Source organism: Saccharopolyspora rectivirgula DSM 43747 (assembly GCF_000497205.1).
Taxonomy (GTDB): domain Bacteria; phylum Actinomycetota; class Actinomycetes; order Mycobacteriales; family Pseudonocardiaceae; genus Saccharopolyspora; species Saccharopolyspora rectivirgula.
On record NZ_AYJW01000039.1, the window covers coordinates 1 to 23,740 of the forward strand.

The window sequence follows — 23,740 nt, forward strand, 5'->3', positions numbered from 1 at the left end:
CCCGCCGATCGTCGAGGAGCTCAAGAAGGAAGCGCGCAAGCGCGGCCTGTGGAACCTGTTCCTGCCGGGCGAGCACGGCGCCGGGTTGACGAACCTGCAGTACGCGCCGCTGGCCGAGATCATGGGCCGCTCGGGTCGACTGGCTCCCGAAGCGACCAACTGCTCGGCACCGGACACCGGGAACATGGAAGTCCTGGCCATGTTCGGCACCGAAAAGCAGAAGGAGCAGTGGCTCAAACCACTGCTGGAAGGGGAGATCCGCTCCGCGTTCTGCATGACCGAGCCGGACGTGGCCTCTTCGGACGCGACCAACATCAGCACCCGGATCGAGCGCGACGGCGACCACTACGTCATCAACGGGCGCAAGTGGTTCTCCTCGGGAGCGATGAGCCCGCGCTGCAAGATCCTGATCGTCATGGGCAAGACCGATCCGAACGCGGAGCGGCACCGCCAGCAGAGCCAGATCCTGGTCCCGGTGGACACCCCCGGTGTGCACATCAAGCGCAGCATGAACGTCTTCGGCTACACCGACGGGGACCACGGTGGCCACGCCGAGGTGGTCTTCGACAACGTCAGGGTTCCGGCCGAGAACATCATCGCCGGTGAGGGCGAGGGGTTCGCCATCGCCCAGGCCCGGCTCGGCCCGGGGCGCATCCACCACTGCATGCGGGCCATCGGCATGGCAGAGCGGGCTCTCGAGCTGATGTGCCGCCGAGCCAACGAGCGGGTCGCCTTCGGCCAGCCGCTGGCGGACCAGGGAGTCGTCCAGCACTGGATCGCCGAAGCCCGCATCAAGATCGAGCAGGCTCGGCTGCTGGTGCTCAAGACCGCGTGGCTGATGGACACGGTCGGCAACAAGGGCGCGCACACCGAGATCCAGGCGATCAAGGTGGCCGTTCCGGAAGTCGCCACCTGGGTCATCGATCGCGCGATCCAGGCGCACGGCGGCGCCGGGGTCAGCCAGGACTTCCCGCTGGCCAACATGTACGCCCACGCCCGGACTTTGCACATCGTCGACGGACCGGACGAGGTGCACCGGCGGTCCCTCGCCCGCCGGGAGCTGAAGAAGTACCGGTAGCACCGGTCGACCTGTTCGCGAACCAGTCACCAACCTCGCACAAGGAGGAGCACTTCGATGGCAGACACCAGTCGAGTCGCTGTTGTCACCGGCGCTGCCCGCGGGATCGGTGCCGCGACGGCGAAACGACTCGCCGAGGACGGCTTCGCCGTCGCGGTCATCGACCTGGACGAGCAGCAGTGCGCCGACACGGTCAAGTCGATCGAGGCCGACGGCGGAAAGGCGCTGGCGATCGGCGCTGACGTCAGCAAGAGCGACCAGGTGCAGGCCGCGGTCGACCGGATCGTCGCCGAGCTCGGCGCACCGCTCGTGCTGGTCAACAACGCCGGCGTCATCCGGGACAACATGCTGTTCAAGATGACCGACGACGACTGGGACACGGTGATGAACGTGCACCTGCGCGGCTCGTTCCTGATGAGCCGGGCGGTGCAGAAGCACATGGTGGAGGCCAAGTGGGGCCGCATCATCAACCTGTCCAGCACCTCCGCGCTGGGCAACCGCGGGCAGGCCAACTACTCCACCGCCAAGGCCGGGTTGCAGGGCTTCACCAAGACCCTGGCGATCGAGCTGGGCAAGTTCGGGATCACGGTGAACGCCATCGCTCCGGGCTTCATCGCCACCGACATGACCAAGGCCACCGCGGAGCGGGTCGGGATGTCCTTCGAGGACTTCACCAAGGCGGCGGTCAGCACGATCCCGGTCGGGCGTGCCGGCAAGCCCGAGGACATCGCCCACGTGGTGTCCTTCTTCGCCGACGAGCGCTCTTCGTTCGTCTCCGGCCAGGTCATCTACGTCGCCGGCGGCCCGAAGGCGTGACACCGATGGACGCCGACGAACTCCGCCAGCGAGTGCGGGAATTCCTCGCCGAGCACGATCCGAAGCGGATGGACCGGCTGGAATTCCTTCGGGCGCGGTTCGACGCCGGGCTCGCCTGGGTGCACTTCCCCACCGGGCTCGGCGGCCTGGGCGCGCCCCGGGAGCTGCAAACCGTCGTCGAAGCCGAATTCGCCAAGGCTGGCGCGCCGGACAACCGTCCTCGGGAGAACTCCATCGGCCTGGGGATGGCCGCTCCCACGATCTTGCGGTTCGGCAACGACGAACAACGGCGTCGATTCTTGCGTCCCCTGTGGACTGGCGAGGAGATCTGGTGCCAGCTGTTCAGCGAGCCCGGCGCCGGATCCGACCTCGCCGCCCTGTCCACGCGGGCGGTCCGGGACGGTGACGAGTGGGTCATCGACGGGCAGAAGGTGTGGACGTCCTTGGCCCACCGCGCCCAGTGGGCGATCCTGGTCGCCCGCTCCGACCCGGACCAGCCCAAGCACAAGGGGCTGACCTACTTCATCTGCGACATGACCGCGCCCGGTGTCGAAGTGCGCCCGCTCCGGCAGATCACCGGCGAAGCCGAGTTCAACGAGGTGTTCCTGTCCGGGGTGCGGATCCCCGACAGCCACCGGCTGGGAGAGGTCGGCCAGGGCTGGCAGGTCGCGATGGGCACCCTGATGAACGAGCGCGTGGCCATCGGCGGCAGCAACATCGCCCGGGAATCCGGCATGATCGGCATCATCGCGCAGACCTGGCGCGACCGCCCGGAAGTGCGCACCTCCGGGCTGCACGACCGGCTGCTGCGGTTGTGGGTGGAAGCGGAGGCCACCCGGCTCACCAGCCAGCGGCTGCGCCAGCAGTTGGCCGTGGGCAGCCCGGGTCCGGAAGGTTCCGCGGTCAAGCTCTCGTTCGCCCGGCTGAACCAGGAGATCTCCGGTCTGGAGCTGGAGATGCTGGGTGAAGAGGGGCTCGCCTACGACGACTGGACGTTCCGGCGTCCGGAGCGGGCCGACTTCACCGCCCGGGGCCCCGGGTACCGCTATCTGCGGGCCAAGGGGAACTCCATCGAAGGCGGTACTTCGGAGATCCTGCGCAACGTCATCGCAGAGCGGGTGCTGGGCCTGCCCCAGGAGATCCGCACGGACAAGGACGTGCCCTGGAAGGAGCTGCCGCGATGAGCGCCCCGGATCTGCTCTACAGCCAGGTCGAAGAAGACCTCCGGGACAGCGTCCGCCGGCTGCTGGCCGACCGCTGCGACTGGACCTCGGTGCTCGCCCGCTGCGAGACCGAGCAACCGTACGACTTGCAGCTCTGGCGCACCTTGGCCGGGGAGCTCGGGCTGGCCGCGCTGGCCGTGCCCGAACAGGTCGGCGGTTCCGGGGCCAGTGCTCGGGAGCTGGCGGTGGTGGCCGAGGAATTGGGTCGAGCGGTGGCCCCGGTGCCGTTCCTCGGCACCGTGCTGGCCACCACGGTTCTCGCGGAGTGCTCCGCGGAGCCGGCCGGTGAGCTGCTGCCGCAGCTGGCCGACGGCTCTCGGATCGCCACGGTCGCGGTCAGCTTGGCCAGTTCGCCGTACAGCCCGTTCCCGCGGTCGGTGAAAGCCGATTCGGGATCCTTGACCGGCACCGCGTCCGCGGTGGTCGAGCTCCCGTTCGCCGACTTCCTCGTCGTTCCGGCGGTGGATTCCGACGTTCCGTCGCTCTACTTGCTGGACGTCTCCGCCGAGGGGGTCACCCGCACCGAAACGACCCCGCTGGACCTGACCCGGCGGTTCGGAACGGTCGCACTGGACGGCGCTCCGGCGCAAGAGCTGGTCAGCGGTGCTGCAGCGGAGCGGGTGCTGCGCCGCGCGTTGCTGACCGCGGCCGGGGTGCTGGCCTCGGAGCAGACCGGGCTCGCCCAGCACTGCCTGGACTCCACTGTGGAGTACTCGTTGACCCGCTACCAGTTCGGCCGGCAGATCGGCTCGTTCCAGGCCATCAAGCACCGCCTGGCCGATCTGTGGACCGGGGTGAGCACCGCGCGGGCGACCGCGCGCAACGCCGCTGATGCGCTGGCTCGCGACGACGCCGAAACCGAGCTCGCCGTGGCCCTCGCCCAGGCGTACTGCTCCGACCTGGCGGTGCTGGCGGCCGAAGAGCACCTGCAGCTGCACGGCGGCATCGGCATGACCTGGGAGCATCCGGCCCACCTGTACCTGGGCCGGGCGAAGTCGGCGCAGTTGGCCTTCGGGACGGCCGAACGGCACCGACAGCGCATCGGAGAGCTCGTGAACCTGCCAACTCCCTGAAGTGCGAGGAGGACCAGTGCGCGTTTTCAGCAGCAAGGAAGATGTGCTGGCGGCCAAGGGGGAGAAGCTCGGCACCAGTGACTGGTTGACCATCACGCAGGAGCAGGTCAACCAGTTCGCCGACGCGACCCACGACCACCAGTGGATCCACGTCGACGTCGAGCGGGCCAAGCAGGGACCGTTCGGCGGGCCCATCGCCCACGGCTTCCTGACCCTGAGCCTGCTCCCCCACCTCAACGGGCAGACCTACCGGTTCGAGGGCGTCAAGATGGGAATCAACTACGGGCTCAACAAGGTCCGCTTCCCGAGCCCGGTCAAGGTCGGCTCCCGGGTCCGCTCGCACACCGAGCTGGTGGACGTCACCGAGGTCAGCGGAGGCCTGCAGATGGCCGTGCAAGCCACGATCGAGATCGAGGGCGAGGAAAAACCGGCTTGCGTGGCCGAATTCCTCACCAGGGTGATCTTCTGACCGCAGAGCGCGGAGGAACGGCATCGCTGCCGAGCAGCGATGCCGTTTCGCTTTCTCAGCGGATGTGGATGCCCATGCCCGGCCCCAGCGGCAGGTCCGCGACGTAGAACACGGTCAGGATGAGCACCCAGACGAGCCAGAACGGGAAGACGAACGGCGCCATCCTGGCCACCAGGGTGCCCATTCCCGCGCTCGGCTCGTACCGGCGCAAGTAGGTCAGCAGAATGACCATGTACGGGTTCAGCGGGGTCATGATCTGCGTTGCCGAGTCACCGACCCGGAAAGCGGCCTGCGCGAAGCCGGGTTCGAAACCGAGCAGCGCGAACATGGGGACGAAGACCGCTGCCATCAACGTCCACAGGCTGGACCCGGAGATGATGAACAGGTTGAGCAGCGAAGCCAGCACGATGAAGCCGAGGAAAGCCGGGTAACCGGCCAGGTTGAGCGCCTTCAGCAACTCGGCGCCGGAAACCGCCACCAGAGCGCCGAGGTTCGTCCAGTTGAACAGGGCGATGAACTGACCGAGCATGAACGCCAGCACGAAGAAACCGGTGAGTTCGCGCAGCGAGGCGCCCATCAACTTGGGAACGTCCGCGGCTCGGCCGATCACCCCGGTGATGGCCCCGTAGACGATGCCGGGAACCGCGAAAGCGGCGAAGGTCAGCGTGGTGACCGAGTCCAGCAGCGGTGATTCCGGCAAGAACTGGCCGGCTTCGTTGCGCAGCGGCGAATCCGGCCACACCGCCAGCGCGGTGACCGCCAGAGCGAGGACCAGGAAGGTCAGTCCGGCGCGGACCAGCCCTCGTCGCTCCACGTCCTCCAGGGTGGTTCCGATTTCCGGACCGGTCTTCGCGTCGGATTCCTCCCGCGACACGCCGAGCCGGTTGATCCGCGGTTCGAGGAGCTTGTCGATGAGGAAGCCCACGAGCAGGCCGAGCACGAGCGAGGACACCAGGTTGAAGTAGTAGTTCGACACCGGCGCCACGGTGGTGATCCCCGGGATCGGGAGCGCTTCGACGACCTTGTTGCTGATGCCGGAGAACAGGGCGTCGAGGCTGGTGACCACCGGTGCCGTGGAGTACCCGGCCCCGGCTGCGGCGAACCCGCCGAGCAGCCCGGCGACCGGGTGGCGTCCCGCTGCTTTGAACACCATCGCCGCCAGCGGCGGGAGGATGATCATCGCCGAGTCCGCCATCACGCTCGAGGTGATGCCGATCAGACCGACCGCGTACGGCAGGGCCCACCGCGGAGCCCCGGAGAACGCCGCGCGGATCAGGGCCCCCAACAGTCCGGTCTGCTCGGCCAGGCCGACCGCCAGCATGATGGTGACCACCGTTTCCAGCGGTGGGAAACCGATGAAGTTCGAGGGCATTTCGGTGAAGAGGAAAGCCAATCCTTCACCGCTCAGCGCTCCCCGGACCGGAATGGTTTCCTCCGAGCCCGGGATCTGCACGGTCACCCCGAAGGCAGCCACTGCCGTCGAAACGATCGCGACCACCACGAATAGCAAGCCGAACAGCAAGAACGGCTCGGGGAGTTTGTTGCCGACTCGCTCGATCCCATTGAGCACCCGGTCCAACCGGGTGGGTTTCACGGCAGGGGCGTCGCTGCTCATGCTGGGCTCCCGCTAGTTCGCTGATTGCCTTCGCCCGGTAGCGAACTCGGTGCAGCGGGAGTAGCGCAAGAGGTGGCCTGATATTGACCGCTGGCTGAAACAGGCGGGAAACGAGCCGAGCGGTTCAGCTTTCCCCGTTGCCCGCTGCCTCCGGGCGGAGCGCTGCCAACAACAGGTCCGCGAAGTGCTCTCCCACCTGCTCCCCGCTCAGCGCTCCGTCCTTGCGGAACCAGGTGCCCAGGTGGTGCACTGCTCCGAAGAAGAAGTCCACCACCAGATCGGCTGACTTGTCCGGGCGGAACACTCCGCTTTCCTGGCCCTCCTCGATCAACCGGCGAACCCGTTCGTGGTAGCGCCGGCGTTCAGCCCGGACTTCGGCTTGTTTTTCCGGGCTGAGCAGGTGCATGGACCGGAAGAAGATCTTCGTGTCGTCCAGATTGGCCGCGGTGGTGGCGACGACGTCCGCGGCCACCGCGTGCAGCCGCTCCTCCACCGGCGCGGAGCTGTCCGCGGCCTGTTCCATGCGGGCCTGCTGCACGCGCAGCACCCGGGCGTAGATCTCGTACAGCAGATCGTCCTTGGAGCCGAAGTAGTGGTACATCGCGCCCTTGGTGACCCCGGCGGCGTCCACGATCTGCTGCACCGAAGTGGTCTCGAACCCCTGCTCGGCGAACAGCCGGGTCGCGGCGCGCAATAACCGCTGCGGCACCGATTCGGCCACCGCCGAGTCATCTGCTTCCGGATGGCGGTTAGCGGTCCGCGCCATGGCTACCTCCCCAACACAGCTTTCTCCAGAGTATCGTCGCGCTGGTTCCGGGCACGGCGCGGACCGCCATCCGTTCAGGACGAGGTGATCTTGTGCTGCAGCCGGCGCATGCCGTCCTGCCACCGGTCCGGGTCCGCAGCGCGCCTTGCGTAGTACTCGGCCACTTCCGGGTGCGGCAAGATCAGGAATTTGCCGTTGCCCAGTGACTCGGCCGTCACCTCGGCCACTGTATCCGGGTCCAACGCCCCGGGCTCCAACAGCTTCTTGCCCGTTTCACCGGTGTTGTCCAGCATCCGGGTGCGAACCCCTTGCGGGCACAGGGCTTGGACCGAGATGCCCCGGTCGGCGTACGTGATCGCCAGCCACTCGGCGAAGGCCAGCGCTGCGTGCTTGGTCACCGAGTACGGCGCCGCACCGAGCGAGGTCAACAAGCCCGCTGCGGACACGGTGGCCAGGAAGTGCCCGCGGCCGCGTTCGATCCAGTGCGGAAGCACCGCCCGGGCCGCCCGGACGTGCGCCATGACGTTGATCTCCCACGACTGGACCCACAGCTCCTCGTCGACTTCCGGTCCCCCGTGCCTGGCCACTCCGGCGTTGGCGCAGAAGACGTCGATTCTTCCGTGCTTTTCCAACGCGGCGTCGACCAGCGCGCGGACATCACCGTCTTGAGCGACATCTCCTGCGACGGCGACCGCACCGGTCTGCTCGGCGACTCCCGCCAGTGCGGCCTCGTCCACGTCGTTGAGCACCAGCTTCGCCCCGCGCCGCGCCAATTCCCGGCTCAGCGCAGCACCGATGCCGTTGCCAGCACCGGTGATCACCACAACCGACCCGGCGAGTTCCACCGCTCACACTCCTCCGGTCAACGTGACACCACCGTCGAGCACGAGCACCTGCCCGGTGATCCAGGAGGCGTCATCGGAGAGCAGGAAGGCCGCCGCACTGCCGACATCGGACGGAATGCCCAGCCGCTTCAGCGGGTACTGCGCGGAAACGGCTTCTTCCTTGCCTTCGTACAGCGCAGTGGCGAACTTGGTCTTCACCACAGCCGGGGCGATGGCGTTGACCCGGATCTTCGGCCCCAGCTCCACCGCCAGCTCCTGGGTGATGTGCGCCAGCATCGCCTTGGTGGCCCCGTAGAATCCGATGCCCGGGGCCGGCCGCAGTCCCGCCACAGAGGACAGGTTGAGCACCGCACCCCCGTGGTCCTTCATCCAGGCGCGGTAGGCGTGCTGCGTCCACGACAGCGCACCGAGCACGTTGACCTCGAAGACCTTGCGCGCAGCGGCCAGGTCGAGGTCGACCAGCGGCCCGTACACCGGGTTGATTCCGGTGTTGTTCACCAGCAGGTCCACGCCGCCGAACGTTTCCACGGTCTTGCGAACCGCTTCGGCGTGGTGCTCGGGATCGTCCCCTTTGCCGGGAACCGCGATCGCGTTCTCCGCTCCCCCGAGGGTTTCCACGGCTTCGGCCAACGGCTCCGGCTTGCGCGCGGTGATGCACACCTTGGCCCCTTCGGACACCAAGCGCTCGGCTATGGCCAGCCCGATTCCCCGGCTGGCTCCGGTGACGATCGCCGTCTTGCCGTCGAATCGCTTGCTCATCTGCTTCCTCTCCGCTTTCAGTTTCCGGTGGCTGCCGCACGAGCGGTTTCGCGCAGCTGACGGCGCATGATCTTGCCGGTGGTCGTTTTCGGCAGTTCGTCGAGGATCTCGACGCTGCGCGGGTACTTGTAGGCGGCCAGCTGCTTCCGGCAGTGGTCGATCAGTTCTTGCTCGGTCGCCGACTGCCCGGACCGCAAACTGACGTAGGCCTTCACGGTTTCTCCCCGGTACGGGTGGGGAATTCCGACCACCGCAGCTTCTCGAACCGCCGGATGGCCGTAGAGGACGTCTTCGACTTCCCGGGGCCAGACCTTGTACCCGGAAGCGTTGATCATGTCCTTCTTGCGGTCCACGACGTAGAACCAGCCCTGCGGGTCCATGAAGCCGACGTCCCCGGTGTGCAGTCGACCGTCGCGAATGCCGGCTTTGGTCTCCTCCGGTTTGTTCCAGTACTGCGGGACGACCATGGGGCCCTCGATGACGATCTCCCCGGTTTCGCCGACGGGGAGGTCCTCACCGTCTTCCCCGACGATGCGGACGATCGTGTTGAAGGTCGGTATCCCCACGCTGAGCGTCCCGGAGGCGGGGTCGACCGGAGCTTCCAAATGGGACGGAACGGAGGTCGCGGTGGCGGTCGTCTCGGTCAGCCCGTAGCCGTTGCGGATGTAGTGCCCGAACCTCTTCCGGAACGTCTCGACCACCGCGGAGGGCAGTGGCGCGCCGCCGGAGTACACCAGCCCGAGCGAGGAGAAGTGCTCCCGGGTGACGTCCGGGTGGTTCATCAAGGCCATGTACGCGGTGGCCGGTCCGATCATGTAGTAGGGCTTGCGCTCGGCCAGCGCGTCGAGCACCACCCCGGCTTCGAACCGGTACGCCAGGTCCAGCCGGCCGCGAAGCGCGATGCTCGCCCCCAGCTGGCAGACCATGCCGGTGATGTGGAACAGCGGGGCCAGTCCGAAGACGCCGACGTTCTCCTTGTCGTGGATCCGCGCCTTGAACCCCTCCGAGTTGAAGACGAGGTTGCCGTGGGTGTTGGTGGCGCCCTTGGGCACCCCGCTGGTGCCGGAGGTGTAGACCAGCAGTGCGATGTCGTCGGCGGACAGCGCTGCTTCCGATGGCCGCCGGCCCGCCCAGGAGCGGGTGATCTCCACCAGGTCCGCGCAGTCCCGGGCGGAGCGCCGTTCGAGGCCGCTGAACAGCCGCGGGTCGTTGCGGGTCTGGAAGTCCAGCTCGCTGGTGGTGATCGCGATGTCGATGCCCAGCTTCCCGGCCACTTCGCCGAACGCCTCATGCCATCCCTGCTCGGAGGAGATGGCCGCCACCGGGGAGGAGTCGCCGAGGATCTTGGTGAGCTCCCTGCTCCGGTACATGGGGTTGAGCGGGACCACGATCGCACCGGCTTTCCACCCGGCGAGCAGCCCGATCACGAATTGCGGCACGTTCTGCAGGTAGAGGGCCACCCGGTCGCCTCGCCGGACCCCGCGTTGTTGCAGGTAAGCAGCAAGGCTGTCGCTGAGCTGGCCGAGTTCGCGGTAGGTCAGCTCGGCGTCGAAGTAAGTGATCGCCGTGCGCTCCGGGTGCTGCCGGCAGACCTCGGTGAACATCTCGAGCAGCGTGCTGTGCTCGGGCTTCAGCTCCCGGGGTGTGTCGTCACCGTAAAGAGACAGCCACGGACGTTCGTCGTAAGCACTGCCCAACGCGCCACCTCCATCGAAGACCGACCAGTCGGTACGGCCCAGTCAACGGTGTGATCCGCGTCGGAGTCAACCCCCACATCCGTTGTTCACCACCCGCACCTGATTTCCACTGAGCGGAAAAGACGGCGAAGAATCCAGCGTTGACCCCCGGCTCGAGCAGCGCAGCACCCACCTCGAACCCACCGCCGAACACCGAGCGAACACGGCGAACGCCCCCGCCCCACGAAAAAGCCGCCCGTTCGCCCCGCCCGCCGACTACTCTTCGGAGTCCGAATGATGCGGCCGGTGGTTTCTCCCCCGCCCAGCGCACGTTGGCGCACACTTTCGCCCTTCAGCGCGCTAAGCTTGGGTTTATGACAGCCGCGCTGGAAACCGTTCTGGCCCGCGCCGGATTGAAGGTCACGGCCGACGAATTCCTGTCCCTGGTCGAGGACGCAGCCAAGAAGCTCACCTCACCGCAGACGGATCCAGCCGCGCACTTCACCGAATCCGAACGCGCCGCCCTCTCCGAAGCCGGGTTGGACATGGACCCGCTCGAGGAGACCGAGACCGACCAGCGGGCGCGCACCGTGGCCGAGCAGACCGTGCTGCGGGACACCGCGCTGTCGGTCAACCAGGCCGCGCAGCGCATCGGGGTGGACAGCAGCCGCATCCGACACCGCATCGCCGAACACCGGCTGATGGGCTGGAAGGACCGCGGCGGCTGGCGGTTGCCCGCGTGGCAGTTCACCGACAGCGACGTGCTCCCCGGTCTGGAGTTGGTGATCCCTGCGATGCCAACGGACCAACCCGCGCTGGTGCTCGCCAACTTCATGACCACTCCGCAGGAAGATCTCGAACTCGGCGACCGCCCGGCAAGCCCTCGCGAGTGGCTGCTCGCCGGCGGTGACCCCCGCCGGGTCGCCGAGCTGGCAGCGAACATCGGCACACCCGCCTGACCGCTCTCGGCAGGCGAGACGACCTCAGGACGCAGATGGCCCGGCTCCCCCAGCCACCCGCGCCTGCCGTGTTGCAGGCAATACTCCGGCGCACCGAGGATGTGATCGCGGTGCCCGCCGGTACCCAACTCGTTCGGGTTTACACCACGGGCGGCAAGCACCCGCAGCAGTGGAACACCTTCCGGTACGCCGGCCCCCTGCCGCACGCCCGGTTCGATCCGCACACCCCCAACTCGCACGGCGGCCCCGGGACCACTGTCACCAGAGAGCACGGAGTGCTGTACTTCTCCACTTCGGTCCGAACCTGCATCGCCGAAGTGTTCCAAGCCACTTCCACTGTAGATAGAAGATCGCGCGATCCGCACCTGGTCCTGTTCCGCCCACGACGGACCCTCCGCCTGCTGGACCTGACCGGTTTGTGGCCCACCCGGGCAGGCGCTTCCCAAGCCATCAGCAGCGGCCCCAAGCACCGCACGCAGGCCTGGGCGCGGGCGATCCGCGCCGCGTACCCGGAGCTGGACGGGCTGTGGTACCGGTCGTCGATGGACGGGGGGAACTCGCTGTGCCTGTGGGACCCACCGGCCTCCACCGCTCTGCCGGACGCCCCCGACGTGCTGCTCCCGCTCAGCCACCCCGGCTTGGACGTCCCCCTGGCCAGGGTGTGCAGAGAGCTGAACTACACCCTCCTGGACTAGTGAAGAACCGTGAAAGCAGAACTGCGCCGGTCCCCGGGGACCGGCGCAGTTCTCGCAACGCACCGATGGTCAGGCACTGGCTCCGTTGTCAGCCGCCTCGTTCTCGGCATCCCGCTTGGACTTGACCAAACTGGCCCAAGTCGTGATCGCCAACACCAGGACGATGAAGCCGAGCGACATCCAGTTGGTGATCTCCAGCCATTCCGGCACCAAGTGGTACTCGTGCAGCGCGTGGATGACCAGCTTGATGCCGATGAACCCGAGGATGATCGCCAGTCCGACGGACAGGTAGACGAGTTTGCTCACCAGGGTGCCGAGCAGGAAGTACAGCTGCCGCAACCCCATCAGGGCGAAAGCGTTCGCCGCGAACACCAGGAACGGGTCTTGGGTGATGCCGAAGATCGCCGGGATCGAGTCGACCGCGAACAGCAGGTCAGCGCTACCGATGGCGACGATGACCATCAGCATCGGGGTCAAGTAGCGCTTGCCGTCGATCTTCACCACCGACTTGACGCCGTGGTACTCCTCGGTGACCGGGAAGAACTTCCGCACCCACCGCACCACGGCGTTTTCCTTGTACTCCTCTTCTTCGTCCTTCTTGCGGAGCATGTTGACGGCGGTCCACAGCAGGAAACCGCCGAAGATGAAGAAGATCCAAACGAAGCGGGCGATCAGCGCCGCACCGACGAGGATGAAGACACCGCGCATGATCAACGCCAGCAAGATGCCGATCAACAGCACCCTGTGCTGGTGCACGGCGGGGACCGCGAAGCTGGACATGATCACCATGAAGATGAACAGGTTGTCCATGCTCAGCGAGTACTCGGTGATGTAACCCGTGAAGTACTCGATCGCGAAGTGCGGGCTGCCGAAGAGCCACACCCCGACGCCGAACACCAGCGCGCAGCTGACGTAGAAGACCACCCACTTCGCCGCTTCGCCGGCGGTCACTTCGTGCGGCTTGCGGTCGACGATCACCAGATCGAGCAGCAGCAGCACGGCCAGACCGCCCAGGGTGGCCAACCAGACCCACCACGGCACGTGCATCTGGTCATCGCCGGCCTGTTGTGCCAGCACCGTCATGTTGGCAAGCATCTACCACCTCCGGTTCAGGGCAAAGCCGGGACCGGAGGTCTCTTCCACCGGCACCAGCCGGCCGACGGCACCGGGCCTGCACTCCGCAAGGTCCGTGCTGACGACGCCGTCGCGCAGGAATACTCCCCTCCACAACCTGGCCAAGATTCTTGCGTACCCCCCCCACTTGCGAACACATGGGGCGGACTTGTGCGATGAAGATCACCATCGGGCCATTTCGGGCGGCGACCGCCGTGGCGAACCGCCCGAGGCAGCATACGGCGCTCAGTTTATTGGGCAGCACCGGCCTGCGAGCAGCGAGACGCCACCGAACGGGCAGCCGCTACCGACTTGTGATCGAAGCGGTCGCCGGTTGCTGTTTGGTCTCTGCTTCATAGCGTCTTCGTTGTGGCCCGGCCAAGACAAAAACCGCTCGGGCTTCTTGCCCTACTGTCGAATGCGTGTCCACCTCCCGTCGCCGTCGCAAGGGCCTGCTGGTCGTCGCCCTCGCCTGCATCGCACTCGTGGTCCTCGTGGTGTCGTTGCGGTCGATCGACGATCAACCCTTCCACGAACCACCAGCTTCCCGAGAAGCAATGGTCGACGTGCTCGACGGGCCGGATCGTTCCGAACGAATTCAAATAGACGTAACCCTCTATTCGCCCGAGGAAACTCCGGCTCCGGCCGTGATGATCGCGCACGGCTTCGGCGGCACCAAGCAAGACTCCGAACAACAGGCCCGCGAACTGGCCAAACGGGGCTTCACCGTGCTCACCTACTCCGCCCGCGGATTCGGGCGGAGCACCGGCAAGATCGCCCTCAACTCGCAGGAGTACGAGGTCACCGACGCCCAGCAGCTGCTCGACTGGTTGGCCCGCCAGCCGGAGGTGCTGCGCGACGGCGACGGTGACCCCAGGGTCGGGGTGACCGGCGTGTCCTACGGCGGCGCGCTCAGCCTGCTGCTGGCCGGCACCGATCCACGGGTGGACGCCATCGCGCCGATCATGACCTACAACGACCTGGCGCAAGCGCTGCTGCCGAACAACGCCACCCGCGGTGCGATCGCCGACAACACCCCCGCCCGCGGCGGGACCGCCGAGGCCGGGGTGTTCAAACAGGCCTGGGCCAGCCTGTTGTTCTCCGCGGGCAGCAACATCACGCCCGGTTCCTCCCCAGCAGCGGGACCACCCGCGTCCCCCGCCACCCCACCACCGGCCACCTGCGGGAACTTCACCACCGAGGTGTGCGCCGCCTACACCGAGATCGCCCGGACCGGCAAGGTCAGCACGGCCACCCGGGAGCTGCTGGAATCGGTGTCGCCGAAGCAGGTCGCGCACCACATCAAGGTGCCAACGCTGCTGGTGCAAGGGGAGCAGGACAGCCTCTTCGGCCTGGACCAGGCCGACGCCAACGCCCGCCAGATCGCGTCCTCAGGCGCCGAGGTGAAGGTCGTCTGGTTCGCCGGCGGGCACGACGGCCAGGCCCCCGGCCAGCGCATCCAGAACATGGTCGGCGACTGGTTCGCCTTCCACCTCGGCGGCGTGCCGCCGGTTCCCAACCCAGGAACCGGCTTCGAGTACGAGGTCGCCGGACGGGTCTCCAACGACGGGGAACTCCCGGTCCGAGTCGTCTCCAACCCCACCTATCCCGGAGTGACCGGGCAGCGCACCCCGCGCTACACGCTCGACCTGCACGGAGATCCCGCGCCGGTGATCAACCCGCCCGGCGGGTTGCCCGCCGCGACCAGTTCCCTGCCCGGGCTCGGCACCGGTGGGGAACTCCCGGGCGAACTCGGCCAAGTGCTCGCGCGGGACATCCCCGGCCAGACCGCGGTGTTCAGCACCGATCCGGTGTCCAGCCAGCTGATGATCTCCGGGGTGCCGCAGACCAGGATCTCCGTGGCCTCGGTCCCGGGGCAGCCCTCCTCCGAAGAGGCCACCCTGTTCGCCAAGCTCTACGACGTCGACGAAAACGGCAACCGGAGGCTGTTGGGCAACTCCGCCGCCCCCTTCCGCGTGACGGGTTTGCCGGCCGACGGAACACCGGTCGAAGTCGAGGTCGCGCTGCCCGGGATGGTCCACGCCCTGCAGGCCGGGCACCGGCTGGAGCTGGCCGTCACCACCACCGACCAGGCCTACGCGGTACCGGCAGCACCCGCGGTGCACCGCGTAGGCCTCGCCGGTGCTGGCGAGCTCGTCGTCCCCTCGGTGCGCGGGACCAGTTCCGCCGAACCCGTCCCGCTGCTGCCGCTGCTCGGGATCGGCGGGATCCTGCTGGCCGTGCTGGTGGTGTGGGGCATCTCCCGGCTGATCCGCTACGGCAGCGATGAACCCGATCCGCTGCTGGCCGACACCCCGCTGGTCGTCTCCGACCTCACGAAGTCCTACCCGGACAAGCCGGCCGCGGTCACCGGGCTGTCGCTGCGCGTGGAACCGGGGCAGATCGTCGGCCTGCTCGGCCCCAACGGGGCGGGCAAGAGCACGACGCTGCGGATGCTGCTGGGCCTGGTGCACCCCACCAAGGGGCACATCCGTTTGTTCGGACACCGAGTGGTGCCCGGCGCACCGGTGCTCTCCCGAATGGGTGCGCTCATCGAGAACCCCGGCTTCCTGCCCCACCTGTCCGGCATGGACAACTTACGGTACTACTGGGCGGCCACCGGGCGGCCCATGCTGCAAGCCCGGTTCGACGAGGTGTTGCAGATCGCCGGGCTGGGCTCGGCGGCGCAGCGCCCGGTCCGCACCTACAGCCAGGGGATGAAGCAGCGGCTGGCCATCGCCCAGGCCATGCTCGGCCTGCCCGACCTGCTGATCCTCGACGAACCGACCAACGGGCTGGATCCGCCGCAGATCCACCAGATGCGGGAGATCCTCCGCCGCTACGCCGCGACCGGGCGCAGTGTGCTGCTGTCCAGCCACCTGCTGGTCGAAGTGGAGCAGACCTGCACCCACGTCGTGGTGATGCACAACGGCAAGCTCATCGCCTCCGGAAGCGTGTCCGAGATCGTTTCGATGAGCGGCTCGGCCACTTTCCGGGTCGATGACGCGAAGAAAGCCGCCGAGGCGTTGCGCACCGTCGAAGGTCTCGGGCCGGTGGAGATCGACGGTGATCTGGTGCACGCCGAGCTGGCGGAGCACTCGATCGCCGTGGCGATCAACGTTCTGGTCGCCGCCGGGATCGCGGTGCACCAAGCGGGGCCCCGCAGACGCTTGGAAGACGCGTTCTTGCAGCTAGTCGGAGAGGACCAGGGATGACGCAGCAGTCAGGAGAGGGTGTTCTGGTCAAAGCCCCCCGCGGCTGCACGCAACCCGACGGCAGCGCCGAGGGCTACCGGGCCAACGGCACGCTGCCGCTGCGGGTGGAGCTGGCCCGCCAGCTGCGGCGCCGCCGCACCCGGATAACCCTGTGGTTCCTCGCGGCGCTTCCGCTGCTGCTGGTGGCGGCCTTCCAGATCGGGGAGCCTCCCTCGGAGCGGGGCCGGACCTTCGCCGACATCGCCACCTCGAGCGGCTTGAACTTCGTGGTGTTCACCCTGGCCGTTTCGGCCAGCTTCCTGCTGGTCATGGTGGTGGCCCTGGTGTTCGGCGACACCGTGGCGAGCGAGGCGTCCTGGTCCACGTTGAAGTACCTGCTCGCCGCACCGATCCCGCGGGCCCGGCTGCTCCGGCAGAAAACCCTGGTCGCGGCAATGCTGTCCGCCACCGGGGTGGTTCTGCTGGTCGGGGTGGCCACGGCTGTCGGCCTGCTCGAGTACGGAACCGGGGAACTGACCACCCCGAGCGGTGAGGCGCTGCCCTTCCAGGCCGGGCTGCTCAGCATCGCGATGGCGGTCGGCTACTTGCTGGTGCACCTGTTCTGGGTGGCCGGGCTGGCCCTGTGGATGAGCGTCAACACCGATGCGCCGCTGGGTGCGGTGGGCGGCACCGTGCTGGTGTCGATCCTCTCCCGCATCCTCGACGAGATCACCGCTCTCGGAGACCTGCGGGCCTACCTGCCCACCCACTACGCGCGGGCCTACCTGAACTTCTTCAGCCAGGAAGTCAACTGGTCCGAGGTGGCCAACGGTGCGCTGTCCGCAGTGGCTTACGGCGCGATCTTCACCGCCCTCGCGGTCTGGCGTTTCACCCGCAAGGACATCACGAACTGAGCGGAGTGCGCGGCGGGCCGGCTGCTGTCCCGGCCCGCCACCAGTTCACTGGATGCCCGCGGCATCCATGCCGCGCAGCTCCTTCTTGAGATCGGCGATCTCGTCCCGCAAGCGAGCGGCCAGCTCGAACTGCAGCTCCCGAGCCGCGTTCACCATCTGCTCGTTCAGCTGCTGGATGAGCTCGGCCAGCTCCGCCCGCGGCATCGACTTGGCGTCGCGGCCCTCCAGCAGACCGACGCTCGGCACCCCCTCCCCTGCCGGCTTCTTGCCGCGGGAGGCGTTGCGCCCGGAACCACCGACCGGCACCTTCTCCTCGGTGTCCTCGGCCTCGCTGTAGACGCGGTCGAGGATGTCGGCGATCTTCTTGCGCAGCGGCTTGGGGTCGATGCCGTTCGCTTCGTTGTAGGCGATCTGCTTCGCCCGGCGCCGGTTGGTCTCGTCGATCGCCCGCTGCATCGACTCGGTGACGCGGTCGGCGTACATGTGCACCTGGCCGGACACGTTCCGGGCGGCCCGCCCGATGGTCTGCACCAGGCTGGTCTCCGAACGCAGGAAGCCCTCCTTGTCGGCATCCAGGATGGACACCAGGGAGACCTCCGGCAGGTCCAGGCCCTCCCGCAGCAGGTTGATGCCGACCAGCACGTCGTACTCGCCGAGCCGCAGCTGGCGCAGCAGTTCCACCCGGCGCAGCGTGTCGACCTCGGAGTGCAGGTAGCGGACGCGGATGCCCAGTTCGAGCAGGTAGTCGGTCAGGTCCTCGGCCATCTTCTTGGTCAACGTGGTGACCAGCACCCGCTCGTCGCGTTCCGCCCGCTCCCGGATCTCGTGCACCAGGTCGTCGATCTGGCCTTCGGTCGGCTTCACGATCACTTCCGGGTCGACCAGACCGGTCGGTCGGATGACCTGCTCGACGAACTCCCCGCCGGCCTGCTCCATCTCGTACGCCCCCGGGGTGGCCGACAAGTACACCGTCTGCCCGATCCGCTCGCTGAACTCCTCCCACTTCAGCGGCCGGTTGTCCAGCGCGCTCGGCAGCCGGAACCCGTGCTCGACCAGGGTGCGCTTGCGGGAGGCGTCCCCCTCGTACATCCCGCCGATCTGCGGCACCGTCACGTGCGACTCATCGATGATCAGCAGGAAGTCGTCGGGGAAGTAGTCCAGCAGGGTGGCTGGCGCGGACCCCGGCTCGCGGCCGTCGATGTGCCGCGAGTAGTTCTCGATGCCGGAGCAGAAGCCCACCTGCCGCATCATTTCGATGTCGTACTGGGTGCGCATCCGCAGCCGCTGGGCTTCCAGCAGCTTGTTCTGCTTCTCCAGCTTCGCCACCTGCTCTTCGAGCTCCTGCTCGATGGAGCGGATCGCCTTCTCCATCCGCTCCGGGCTGGCCACGTAGTGGGTGGCCGGGAAGATCCGCAGCTCGTCTACTTCCCGCACCACGTCACCGGTGAGCGGGTGCAGGTAGTACAGGCGGTCGATCTCGTCGCCGAAGAACTCGACCCGCACCGCCAGCTCCTCGTAGGCGGGGATCACTTCGACGGTGTCCCCGCGCACCCGGAAGGTGCCCCGGGCGAACGCCACGTCGTTGCGGGTGTACTGGACGTCGACCAGGGCCCGCAGGAACACGTCCCGGTCGATCTCACCGCCCACCTGCAGGTGGATGGAGCGGTCCAGGTACGACTGGGGAGTGCCCAGGCCGTAGATGCACGACACCGAGGACACCACGACGCAGTCCCGGCGGCTGAGCAGGTTCGACGTGGCCGAGTGCCGCAGCCGCTCGACGTCCTCGTTGATCGAGGAGTCCTTCTCGATGTAGGTGTCGGTCTGCGGGACGTACGCTTCCGGCTGGTAGTAGTCGTAGTAGCTGACGAAGTACTCGACCGCGTTCTCCGGGAAGAAGCTGCGCAGCTCGTTGGCCATCTGCGCGGCGAGCGTCTTGTTCGGCTCCAGCACCAACGTCGGCCGCTGCAGGCGTTCGATCAACCAGGCCGTGGTGGCCGACTTTCCGGTACCGGTGGCCCCAAGCAGCACCACGTGCTTCTCGCCCGCCTTGATCCGGCGCTCGAGTTCGTCGATGGCCTGCGGCTGGTCCCCCGCAGGCTCGTACTCGCTGACCACCTTGAACCGGCCTTCGGTCCGCGGGATCTCGTTGACCGGCCGGAACTCGGAATGGGCAAGTACGGGATGCTCGGTTGCGAAAGCCACGACACCAGCGTACGAGCTGCCCACGACAGTTCGGAAAACCCGGCGAGCGGGTGAGCTGTGCTCTTCACAACCGAATACCAGCTACGTAGAGTAGCCGAATGGGCGCCAAAAGCCAGCACCTCGAAGAGCTCGACCTTCCCGTTCATCCTCCGAAAGTCGAAGTGTTCGACGTGGCGGCCGGCACCAACACCGACCCGAAGAAACACGTGCGCCAAGTGACCGAGTACCGGCTCGCTCCGTTCGGCCTTTACCTGCGGAGGCCGATGCCCGGGCACCCCAGGTTCGCGGGGTTGGAGTCGTGGCTGCTGCCCGAGCTGGGGTTGCGGGTGACCCGGCAGCACTGGCACCCCGGGAAGGCCGAAGACCTGGACTACTACCTCGACATCGTCGACGTCGAAACCGGACCCACCCGGTGGCGGAGCACCGACTGGTACCTGGACATCAAGGTCCAACACGGGCGGGACGCCTGGGTGCTGGACACCGACGAGTTCGCGCTGGCCGTGCAGGCGGGGCTGCTCTCGGCGGAAACCGCGCAGCGGGCCATGGACATCACCTGGCGCACCGTCGACGGTCTCGCCCGAACCGGGTACGACCTGCCCCGGATGCTCGCCTCGCGAGGAATCACGCTCACCTGGCAGGACGACGCGGTGGGGTCGGCGCGCCGCGCCCGAGGGCGCTCGCAACACCCGGTCGATACCGAGAGCAGACCGAAATGTTAGCGGAAAAATAGCTGCTCACAATCTCTGACAGCGATTTTCCGACTACTGTCAGAGATTGTGAGCGTGGCCACTTCCACTCAACTGGTTGAAGTCATCGATCTTTTCGGTGCAAAGCGGGTGCGCACTTCAGGGGCTGTCCACCAGCTCACCTCCTGCCGGCTCGAACGATGGGGCTTGGCCGTGGAGTGCCGCACCCCGGACGCGCCCGAGCACGACCTGGAGATCACCTGGCTGCTGCCCGAGCTGGGGTTGCGGCTCACCCGCTTCCAACCGCGCAGCCGGCACCGCCGCCCCGATCCCGCCGTGCTGACCGCGGCCAGGATCCAACCCGACGCCCACTCGTGGGCCTGGACCGATCTGCTGCTCGGGCTGGAAATACCGGACCGGGGACCTGCCCGGATCATCCACTGCCAGCAATTCGCGGCGGCCGTCACCACCGGCTCGATCCCACCGAGCGACGCGGAATTCGCCCTGCGCACGGTGCACCGCGCGCTCGACGAGCTCAGCCGGCACCACGACATCCGGCAGTGGCTCGCCCACCAGGGCATCTACCGCACCTGGTGACTCCGCGGCGAGCGATCAGGGTCGCCATCCGGTTCGGGTCGCCCACTGCTCAGCCCGCGGGACCGCCTGGCTCAGCCACTCGACCTCCGCTCCGTCGGCGGTTTCCCGCGCGTACTCGGCACGCGCCTGCTCGTCCTCCCGCAGCCAGTCGAACAGCAGCAGCCCGAACCGCCAGTTCGACCGGTCCACCGCGCGGATGTGCACGTGCGCCGGCCGCCCCGGGTCGGCACTGCTGTGCAGCCGCTTCTCCCACTGCTCCAGGTCGGTGTCGCCTCCCATCGGACGGTCCGCGGTCACCTCGGGAATCGGCGGAAAGCCGGCCTCGGCCAAAGGCTGGGCCAGCGCGTCGGCGTCCTCCATCGAGCGCACCGACAGCTGCAGGTCGATGATGTCCTCAGCGGATTGATCGGGCAGCGAGGTGGGGCCGACGTGATCGACGCGCACGGCCAGATCACCGGCCGCCTTCTGGATGCGGGCCATCAACCGCTGGGCCTGGCGGGGCCACGAGGGGTCGGCCGGCACGCGCGGGAGACCGCTGCGCAGCGCTGGCCTGCGGGCGCGCACGTTGCGCTCGAAGGGGAGCAGCCGGTCGTTCCACAGCCGGTCGACTGCCGCCAGCAACTCGGCCATCGAACCGCTGTTGTCCAGCCACACGTCGGCCACCGCGCGGCGCTGTTCCTCGGTGGCCTGCGCCCGGATCCTGGCCCGGGCGTCCTCCTCCTGCAGGCCGCGCTCGACGAGGCGCTGCACCCTGGTCTCGACCGGGGCGTCCACGATGATCACCAGGTGGTAGTTCGGCGCGTACCCGGCCTCCACCAGCAGCGGGATGTCGTGCACCACGATCGCGTCCTCCGGAGCCCGCGCCATCCGCTGCGCGGTCAGCTCCGCGATCCGCGGGTGGGTGATCGCGTTCAAATCGGCTCGGGCCGCTTCGTCGCCGAAGACCCTCCGCGCCAGCTCGGGGCGGTTCAGCGCGCCGTGCTCGTCCAGCACCTCCGGCCCGAACCGCTCCACGATCTCGGCCAGGCCGGGCGTCCCGGGGGTCACAACCTCCCTGGCCAGCTGGTCGGCGTCGATGAGAACCGCACCGTGTTCCTGCAGCCGTCGGGCGACCGTCGACTTGCCAGAACCGATGCCGCCGCTTAATCCCACACGTAGCACGCGGTCATCTTGCCAGGTGCCAACACCTGCGCAACCTCCCCGGTGAACGAAAACGGCCCCGTGCGAACACGGGGCCGTTTCCAACACCTATGCGGCAGTTGCCTCGATCAGCGGATCACGCACCGCCCGAGAGCTTCTCCCGCAGCGCCGCCAGCTGAGCGTCGCTGGCCAGCGAACCGCGGTCCTCCTCCGACTCGGAGGAGTAGTTGCCGCCGCCCTGCTCTTCGCCACCTTCGGCTTCCGCAGCAGCGGCTTCCGCCTCGGCCTGCCGGGCCTTGGCGACCTGAGCCATGTGCTTCTCGTAGCGAGCGTGGGCTTCGGCGTACTGGCGCTCCCACTCGTCCCGCTGCTTCTCGTAGCCGGGCTTCCACTCCTGGGTCTCCGGGTCGAAGCCCTCGGGGTAGATGTAGTTCCCCTCGGCGTCGTACTCGGCGATCATGCCGTACTGGGTCGGGTCGAACTCCGCGTCCGGCGAGAAGCCCTCGTTGGCCTGCTTCAGCGACAGGGAGATCCGACGACGCTCCAGGTCGATGTCGATGACCTTGATCATGACCTCGTCGCCGACCTGGACGACCTGCTCCGGGATCTCCACGTGCCGCTCGGCCAGCTCGGAGATGTGCACCAGGCCCTCGATGCCCTCGTCGACGCGGACGAACGCACCGAACGGCACCAACTTGGTGACCTTGCCCGGGACGATCTGGCCGATGGCGTGCGTGCGGGCGAACTGCCGCCACGGGTCTTCCTGGGTGGCCTTCAGGGACAGCGACACGCGCTCGCGGTCCATGTCCACGTCCAGGACCTCGACCGTGACCTCCTGGCCCACCTCGACGACCTCGCTCGGGTGGTCGATGTGCTTCCAGGACAGCTCGGAGACGTGCACCAGACCATCGACGCCACCGAGGTCCACGAAAGCACCGAAGTTGACGATGGAGGACACGACGCCCTTGCGGACCTGGCCCTTCTGCAGCTGGTGCAGGAACTCGCTGCGAACCTCGGACTGGGTCTGCTCCAGCCAGGCGCGGCGGGACAGAACGACGTTGTTGCGGTTCTTGTCCAGCTCGATGATCTTGGCCTCGAGCTCGCGCCCGACGTAGGGCTGCAGGTCGCGAACGCGACGCATCTCGACCAGCGAAGCGGGCAGGAAGCCGCGCAGCCCGATGTCGAGGATGAGACCGCCCTTGACGACCTCGATGACGGTGCCGCGCACGGGCTCGTCCTTCTCCTTGAGCTCCTCGATGGTGCCCCAAGCGCGCTCGTACTGGGCGCGCTTCTTGGAGAGGATCAGCCGGCCTTCCTTGTCCTCCTTCTGCAGGACAAGGGCTTCGACGAAGTCGCCAACGGCGACGACCTCGGCAGGATCGACGTCGTGCTTGATCGACAGCTCGCGGGACGGGATGACGCCCTCGGTCTTGTAGCCGATATCAAGCAGCACCTCGTCGCGATCGACCTTGACGATGGTGCCTTCAACGATGTCTCCGTCGTTGAAGTACTTGATGGTCTGGTCGACGGCGGCGAGGAAGTCCTCCTCCGTCCCGACGTCGTTCACTGCGACCTGCGGCTTGGTAGCGGCTGCAGTCGGGACGGTGGTGGTGTCGGTGGACATCAGGTGGGTTGCTCCGGTACGGATAGTTGTCGTTGGATTCCTACTTACTTCACTACGCCGTGGGTACCCGCTGCACCCGACCGCACCGGCCGGACGCGCGGAATTTTCCTGTCCTACGGAATCCGATCCGGGTGATCACCCAGGCAGGAAACTGCGGACAATGAAGACCCATGGCGCGGGCGGTATAGTACGCGCTTCCCCGATCGTTCGGCAAACCGCACCCGCCCCGCCACTCCAGGTTCGCGCGAACGGGGAGAATGCTCACGTCCGAGCGGTACCCCAGACTGGCAGGGAGA

Annotated in this window: 20 protein-coding genes; 11 read left to right on the plus strand and 9 right to left on the minus strand. The window is 67.5% G+C overall.

Annotation, left to right across the window (positions count from 1 at the left end):
- The 5 genes from SREC43747_RS0112085 to SREC43747_RS0112105 form a co-directional block, all read left to right on the plus strand.
- A partial coding sequence (locus SREC43747_RS0112085; protein ID WP_029721505.1) for an acyl-CoA dehydrogenase family protein occupies positions 1-1,078 on the plus strand: 1,078 nt, incomplete at its 5' end.
- 57 nt (positions 1,079-1,135) lie between these two features.
- Positions 1,136-1,894, plus strand: coding sequence for a 3-oxoacyl-ACP reductase FabG (fabG, locus tag SREC43747_RS0112090; RefSeq protein WP_029721506.1), 759 nt, complete (start codon positions 1,136-1,138; stop codon positions 1,892-1,894).
- A 5-nt stretch (positions 1,895-1,899) separates the two neighbouring features.
- Complete coding sequence (locus SREC43747_RS0112095; RefSeq protein ID WP_029721507.1) at positions 1,900-3,078, plus strand: acyl-CoA dehydrogenase family protein; 1,179 nt, start codon at positions 1,900-1,902, stop codon at positions 3,076-3,078.
- A complete protein-coding gene (locus SREC43747_RS0112100; protein WP_029721508.1) occupies positions 3,075-4,190 on the plus strand; it encodes an acyl-CoA dehydrogenase family protein in 1,116 nt (371 codons plus the stop codon). The genes SREC43747_RS0112095 and SREC43747_RS0112100 overlap by 4 nt, the downstream gene beginning before the upstream one ends.
- Before the next feature lie 16 nt (positions 4,191-4,206).
- The gene (locus SREC43747_RS0112105) at positions 4,207-4,659 is read left to right on the plus strand and encodes a MaoC family dehydratase (protein WP_029721509.1); all 453 of its coding nucleotides are present in this window, start codon (positions 4,207-4,209) and stop codon (positions 4,657-4,659) included.
- 55 nt (positions 4,660-4,714) lie between these two features.
- Here the strand turns inward: SREC43747_RS0112105 and SREC43747_RS0112110 are convergent, their stop codons facing one another.
- The 5 genes from SREC43747_RS0112110 to SREC43747_RS0112130 all read right to left on the minus strand — a co-directional run bounded on the left by SREC43747_RS0112110 (position 4,715) and on the right by SREC43747_RS0112130 (position 10,341).
- Positions 4,715-6,274, minus strand: coding sequence for an AbgT family transporter (locus SREC43747_RS0112110; RefSeq protein WP_029721510.1), 1,560 nt, complete (start codon positions 6,272-6,274; stop codon positions 4,715-4,717).
- 124 nt (positions 6,275-6,398) lie between these two features.
- Positions 6,399-7,040 (minus strand): TetR/AcrR family transcriptional regulator, encoded by a 642-nt coding sequence (locus tag SREC43747_RS0112115; RefSeq protein ID WP_029721512.1) that lies wholly within the window; start codon positions 7,038-7,040, stop codon positions 6,399-6,401.
- 74 nt (positions 7,041-7,114) lie between these two features.
- Positions 7,115-7,885 (minus strand): SDR family oxidoreductase, encoded by a 771-nt coding sequence (locus SREC43747_RS0112120; RefSeq protein ID WP_029721513.1) that lies wholly within the window; start codon positions 7,883-7,885, stop codon positions 7,115-7,117.
- Positions 7,886-7,888: 3 nt separating this feature from the next.
- The gene (locus tag SREC43747_RS0112125) at positions 7,889-8,644 is read right to left on the minus strand and encodes an SDR family oxidoreductase (protein WP_029721514.1); all 756 of its coding nucleotides are present in this window, start codon (positions 8,642-8,644) and stop codon (positions 7,889-7,891) included.
- 17 nt (positions 8,645-8,661) lie between these two features.
- Complete coding sequence (locus SREC43747_RS0112130) at positions 8,662-10,341, minus strand: long-chain-fatty-acid--CoA ligase (RefSeq protein ID WP_029721515.1); 1,680 nt, start codon at positions 10,339-10,341, stop codon at positions 8,662-8,664.
- 353 nt (positions 10,342-10,694) lie between these two features.
- On the opposite strand from SREC43747_RS0112130, the gene SREC43747_RS0112135 reads away from it, so the two are divergent.
- Complete coding sequence (locus tag SREC43747_RS0112135) at positions 10,695-11,279, plus strand: hypothetical protein (protein WP_029721516.1); 585 nt, start codon at positions 10,695-10,697, stop codon at positions 11,277-11,279.
- Positions 11,280-11,314: 35 nt separating this feature from the next.
- Positions 11,315-11,974 (plus strand): RES family NAD+ phosphorylase, encoded by a 660-nt coding sequence (locus SREC43747_RS0112140; protein WP_029721517.1) that lies wholly within the window; start codon positions 11,315-11,317, stop codon positions 11,972-11,974.
- 69 nt (positions 11,975-12,043) lie between these two features.
- Here SREC43747_RS0112140 and SREC43747_RS0112145 read toward each other — a convergent pair whose 3' ends face one another.
- Entirely contained in the window at positions 12,044-13,021 is a 978-nt protein-coding gene (locus SREC43747_RS0112145) for a TerC family protein (RefSeq protein WP_029721518.1), read from the minus strand.
- Between the two features lie 623 nt (positions 13,022-13,644).
- On the opposite strand from SREC43747_RS0112145, the gene SREC43747_RS0112150 reads away from it, so the two are divergent.
- Together SREC43747_RS0112150 and SREC43747_RS0112155 are read left to right on the plus strand one after the other, a co-directional pair.
- Positions 13,645-16,302, plus strand: coding sequence for an alpha/beta fold hydrolase (locus SREC43747_RS0112150; protein ID WP_081722563.1), 2,658 nt, complete (start codon positions 13,645-13,647; stop codon positions 16,300-16,302).
- Positions 16,299-17,195: an ABC transporter permease gene (locus SREC43747_RS0112155; protein WP_029721520.1), complete on the plus strand. Its 897-nt coding sequence runs from the start codon at positions 16,299-16,301 to the stop codon at positions 17,193-17,195. Before SREC43747_RS0112150 ends, SREC43747_RS0112155 begins: the two co-directional genes overlap by 4 nt.
- Before the next feature lie 45 nt (positions 17,196-17,240).
- Here the strand turns inward: SREC43747_RS0112155 and uvrB are convergent, their stop codons facing one another.
- Positions 17,241-19,397, minus strand: a complete 2,157-nt coding sequence (gene uvrB / locus SREC43747_RS0112160) for an excinuclease ABC subunit UvrB (protein ID WP_029721521.1) — start codon at positions 19,395-19,397, stop codon at positions 17,241-17,243.
- A 98-nt stretch (positions 19,398-19,495) separates the two neighbouring features.
- Between uvrB and SREC43747_RS0112165 the strand changes: the two genes are divergently transcribed.
- Positions 19,496-20,116, plus strand: a complete 621-nt coding sequence (locus SREC43747_RS0112165) for a ribonuclease FAU-1 family protein (protein WP_081722558.1) — start codon at positions 19,496-19,498, stop codon at positions 20,114-20,116.
- Positions 20,117-20,233: 117 nt separating this feature from the next.
- Positions 20,234-20,680: a hypothetical protein gene (locus SREC43747_RS0112170; protein ID WP_236623153.1), complete on the plus strand. Its 447-nt coding sequence runs from the start codon at positions 20,234-20,236 to the stop codon at positions 20,678-20,680.
- A 15-nt stretch (positions 20,681-20,695) separates the two neighbouring features.
- Here SREC43747_RS0112170 and coaE read toward each other — a convergent pair whose 3' ends face one another.
- Together coaE and rpsA are read right to left on the minus strand one after the other, a co-directional pair.
- Complete coding sequence (gene coaE, locus SREC43747_RS0112175; protein ID WP_029721524.1) at positions 20,696-21,841, minus strand: dephospho-CoA kinase; 1,146 nt, start codon at positions 21,839-21,841, stop codon at positions 20,696-20,698.
- A gap of 115 nt (positions 21,842-21,956) precedes the next feature.
- On the minus strand, positions 21,957-23,444 hold the full coding sequence (rpsA, locus tag SREC43747_RS0112180) for a 30S ribosomal protein S1 (protein ID WP_029721525.1): 1,488 nt from the start codon (positions 23,442-23,444) through the stop codon (positions 21,957-21,959).
- Between the last annotated feature and the right edge of the window lie 296 nt (positions 23,445-23,740).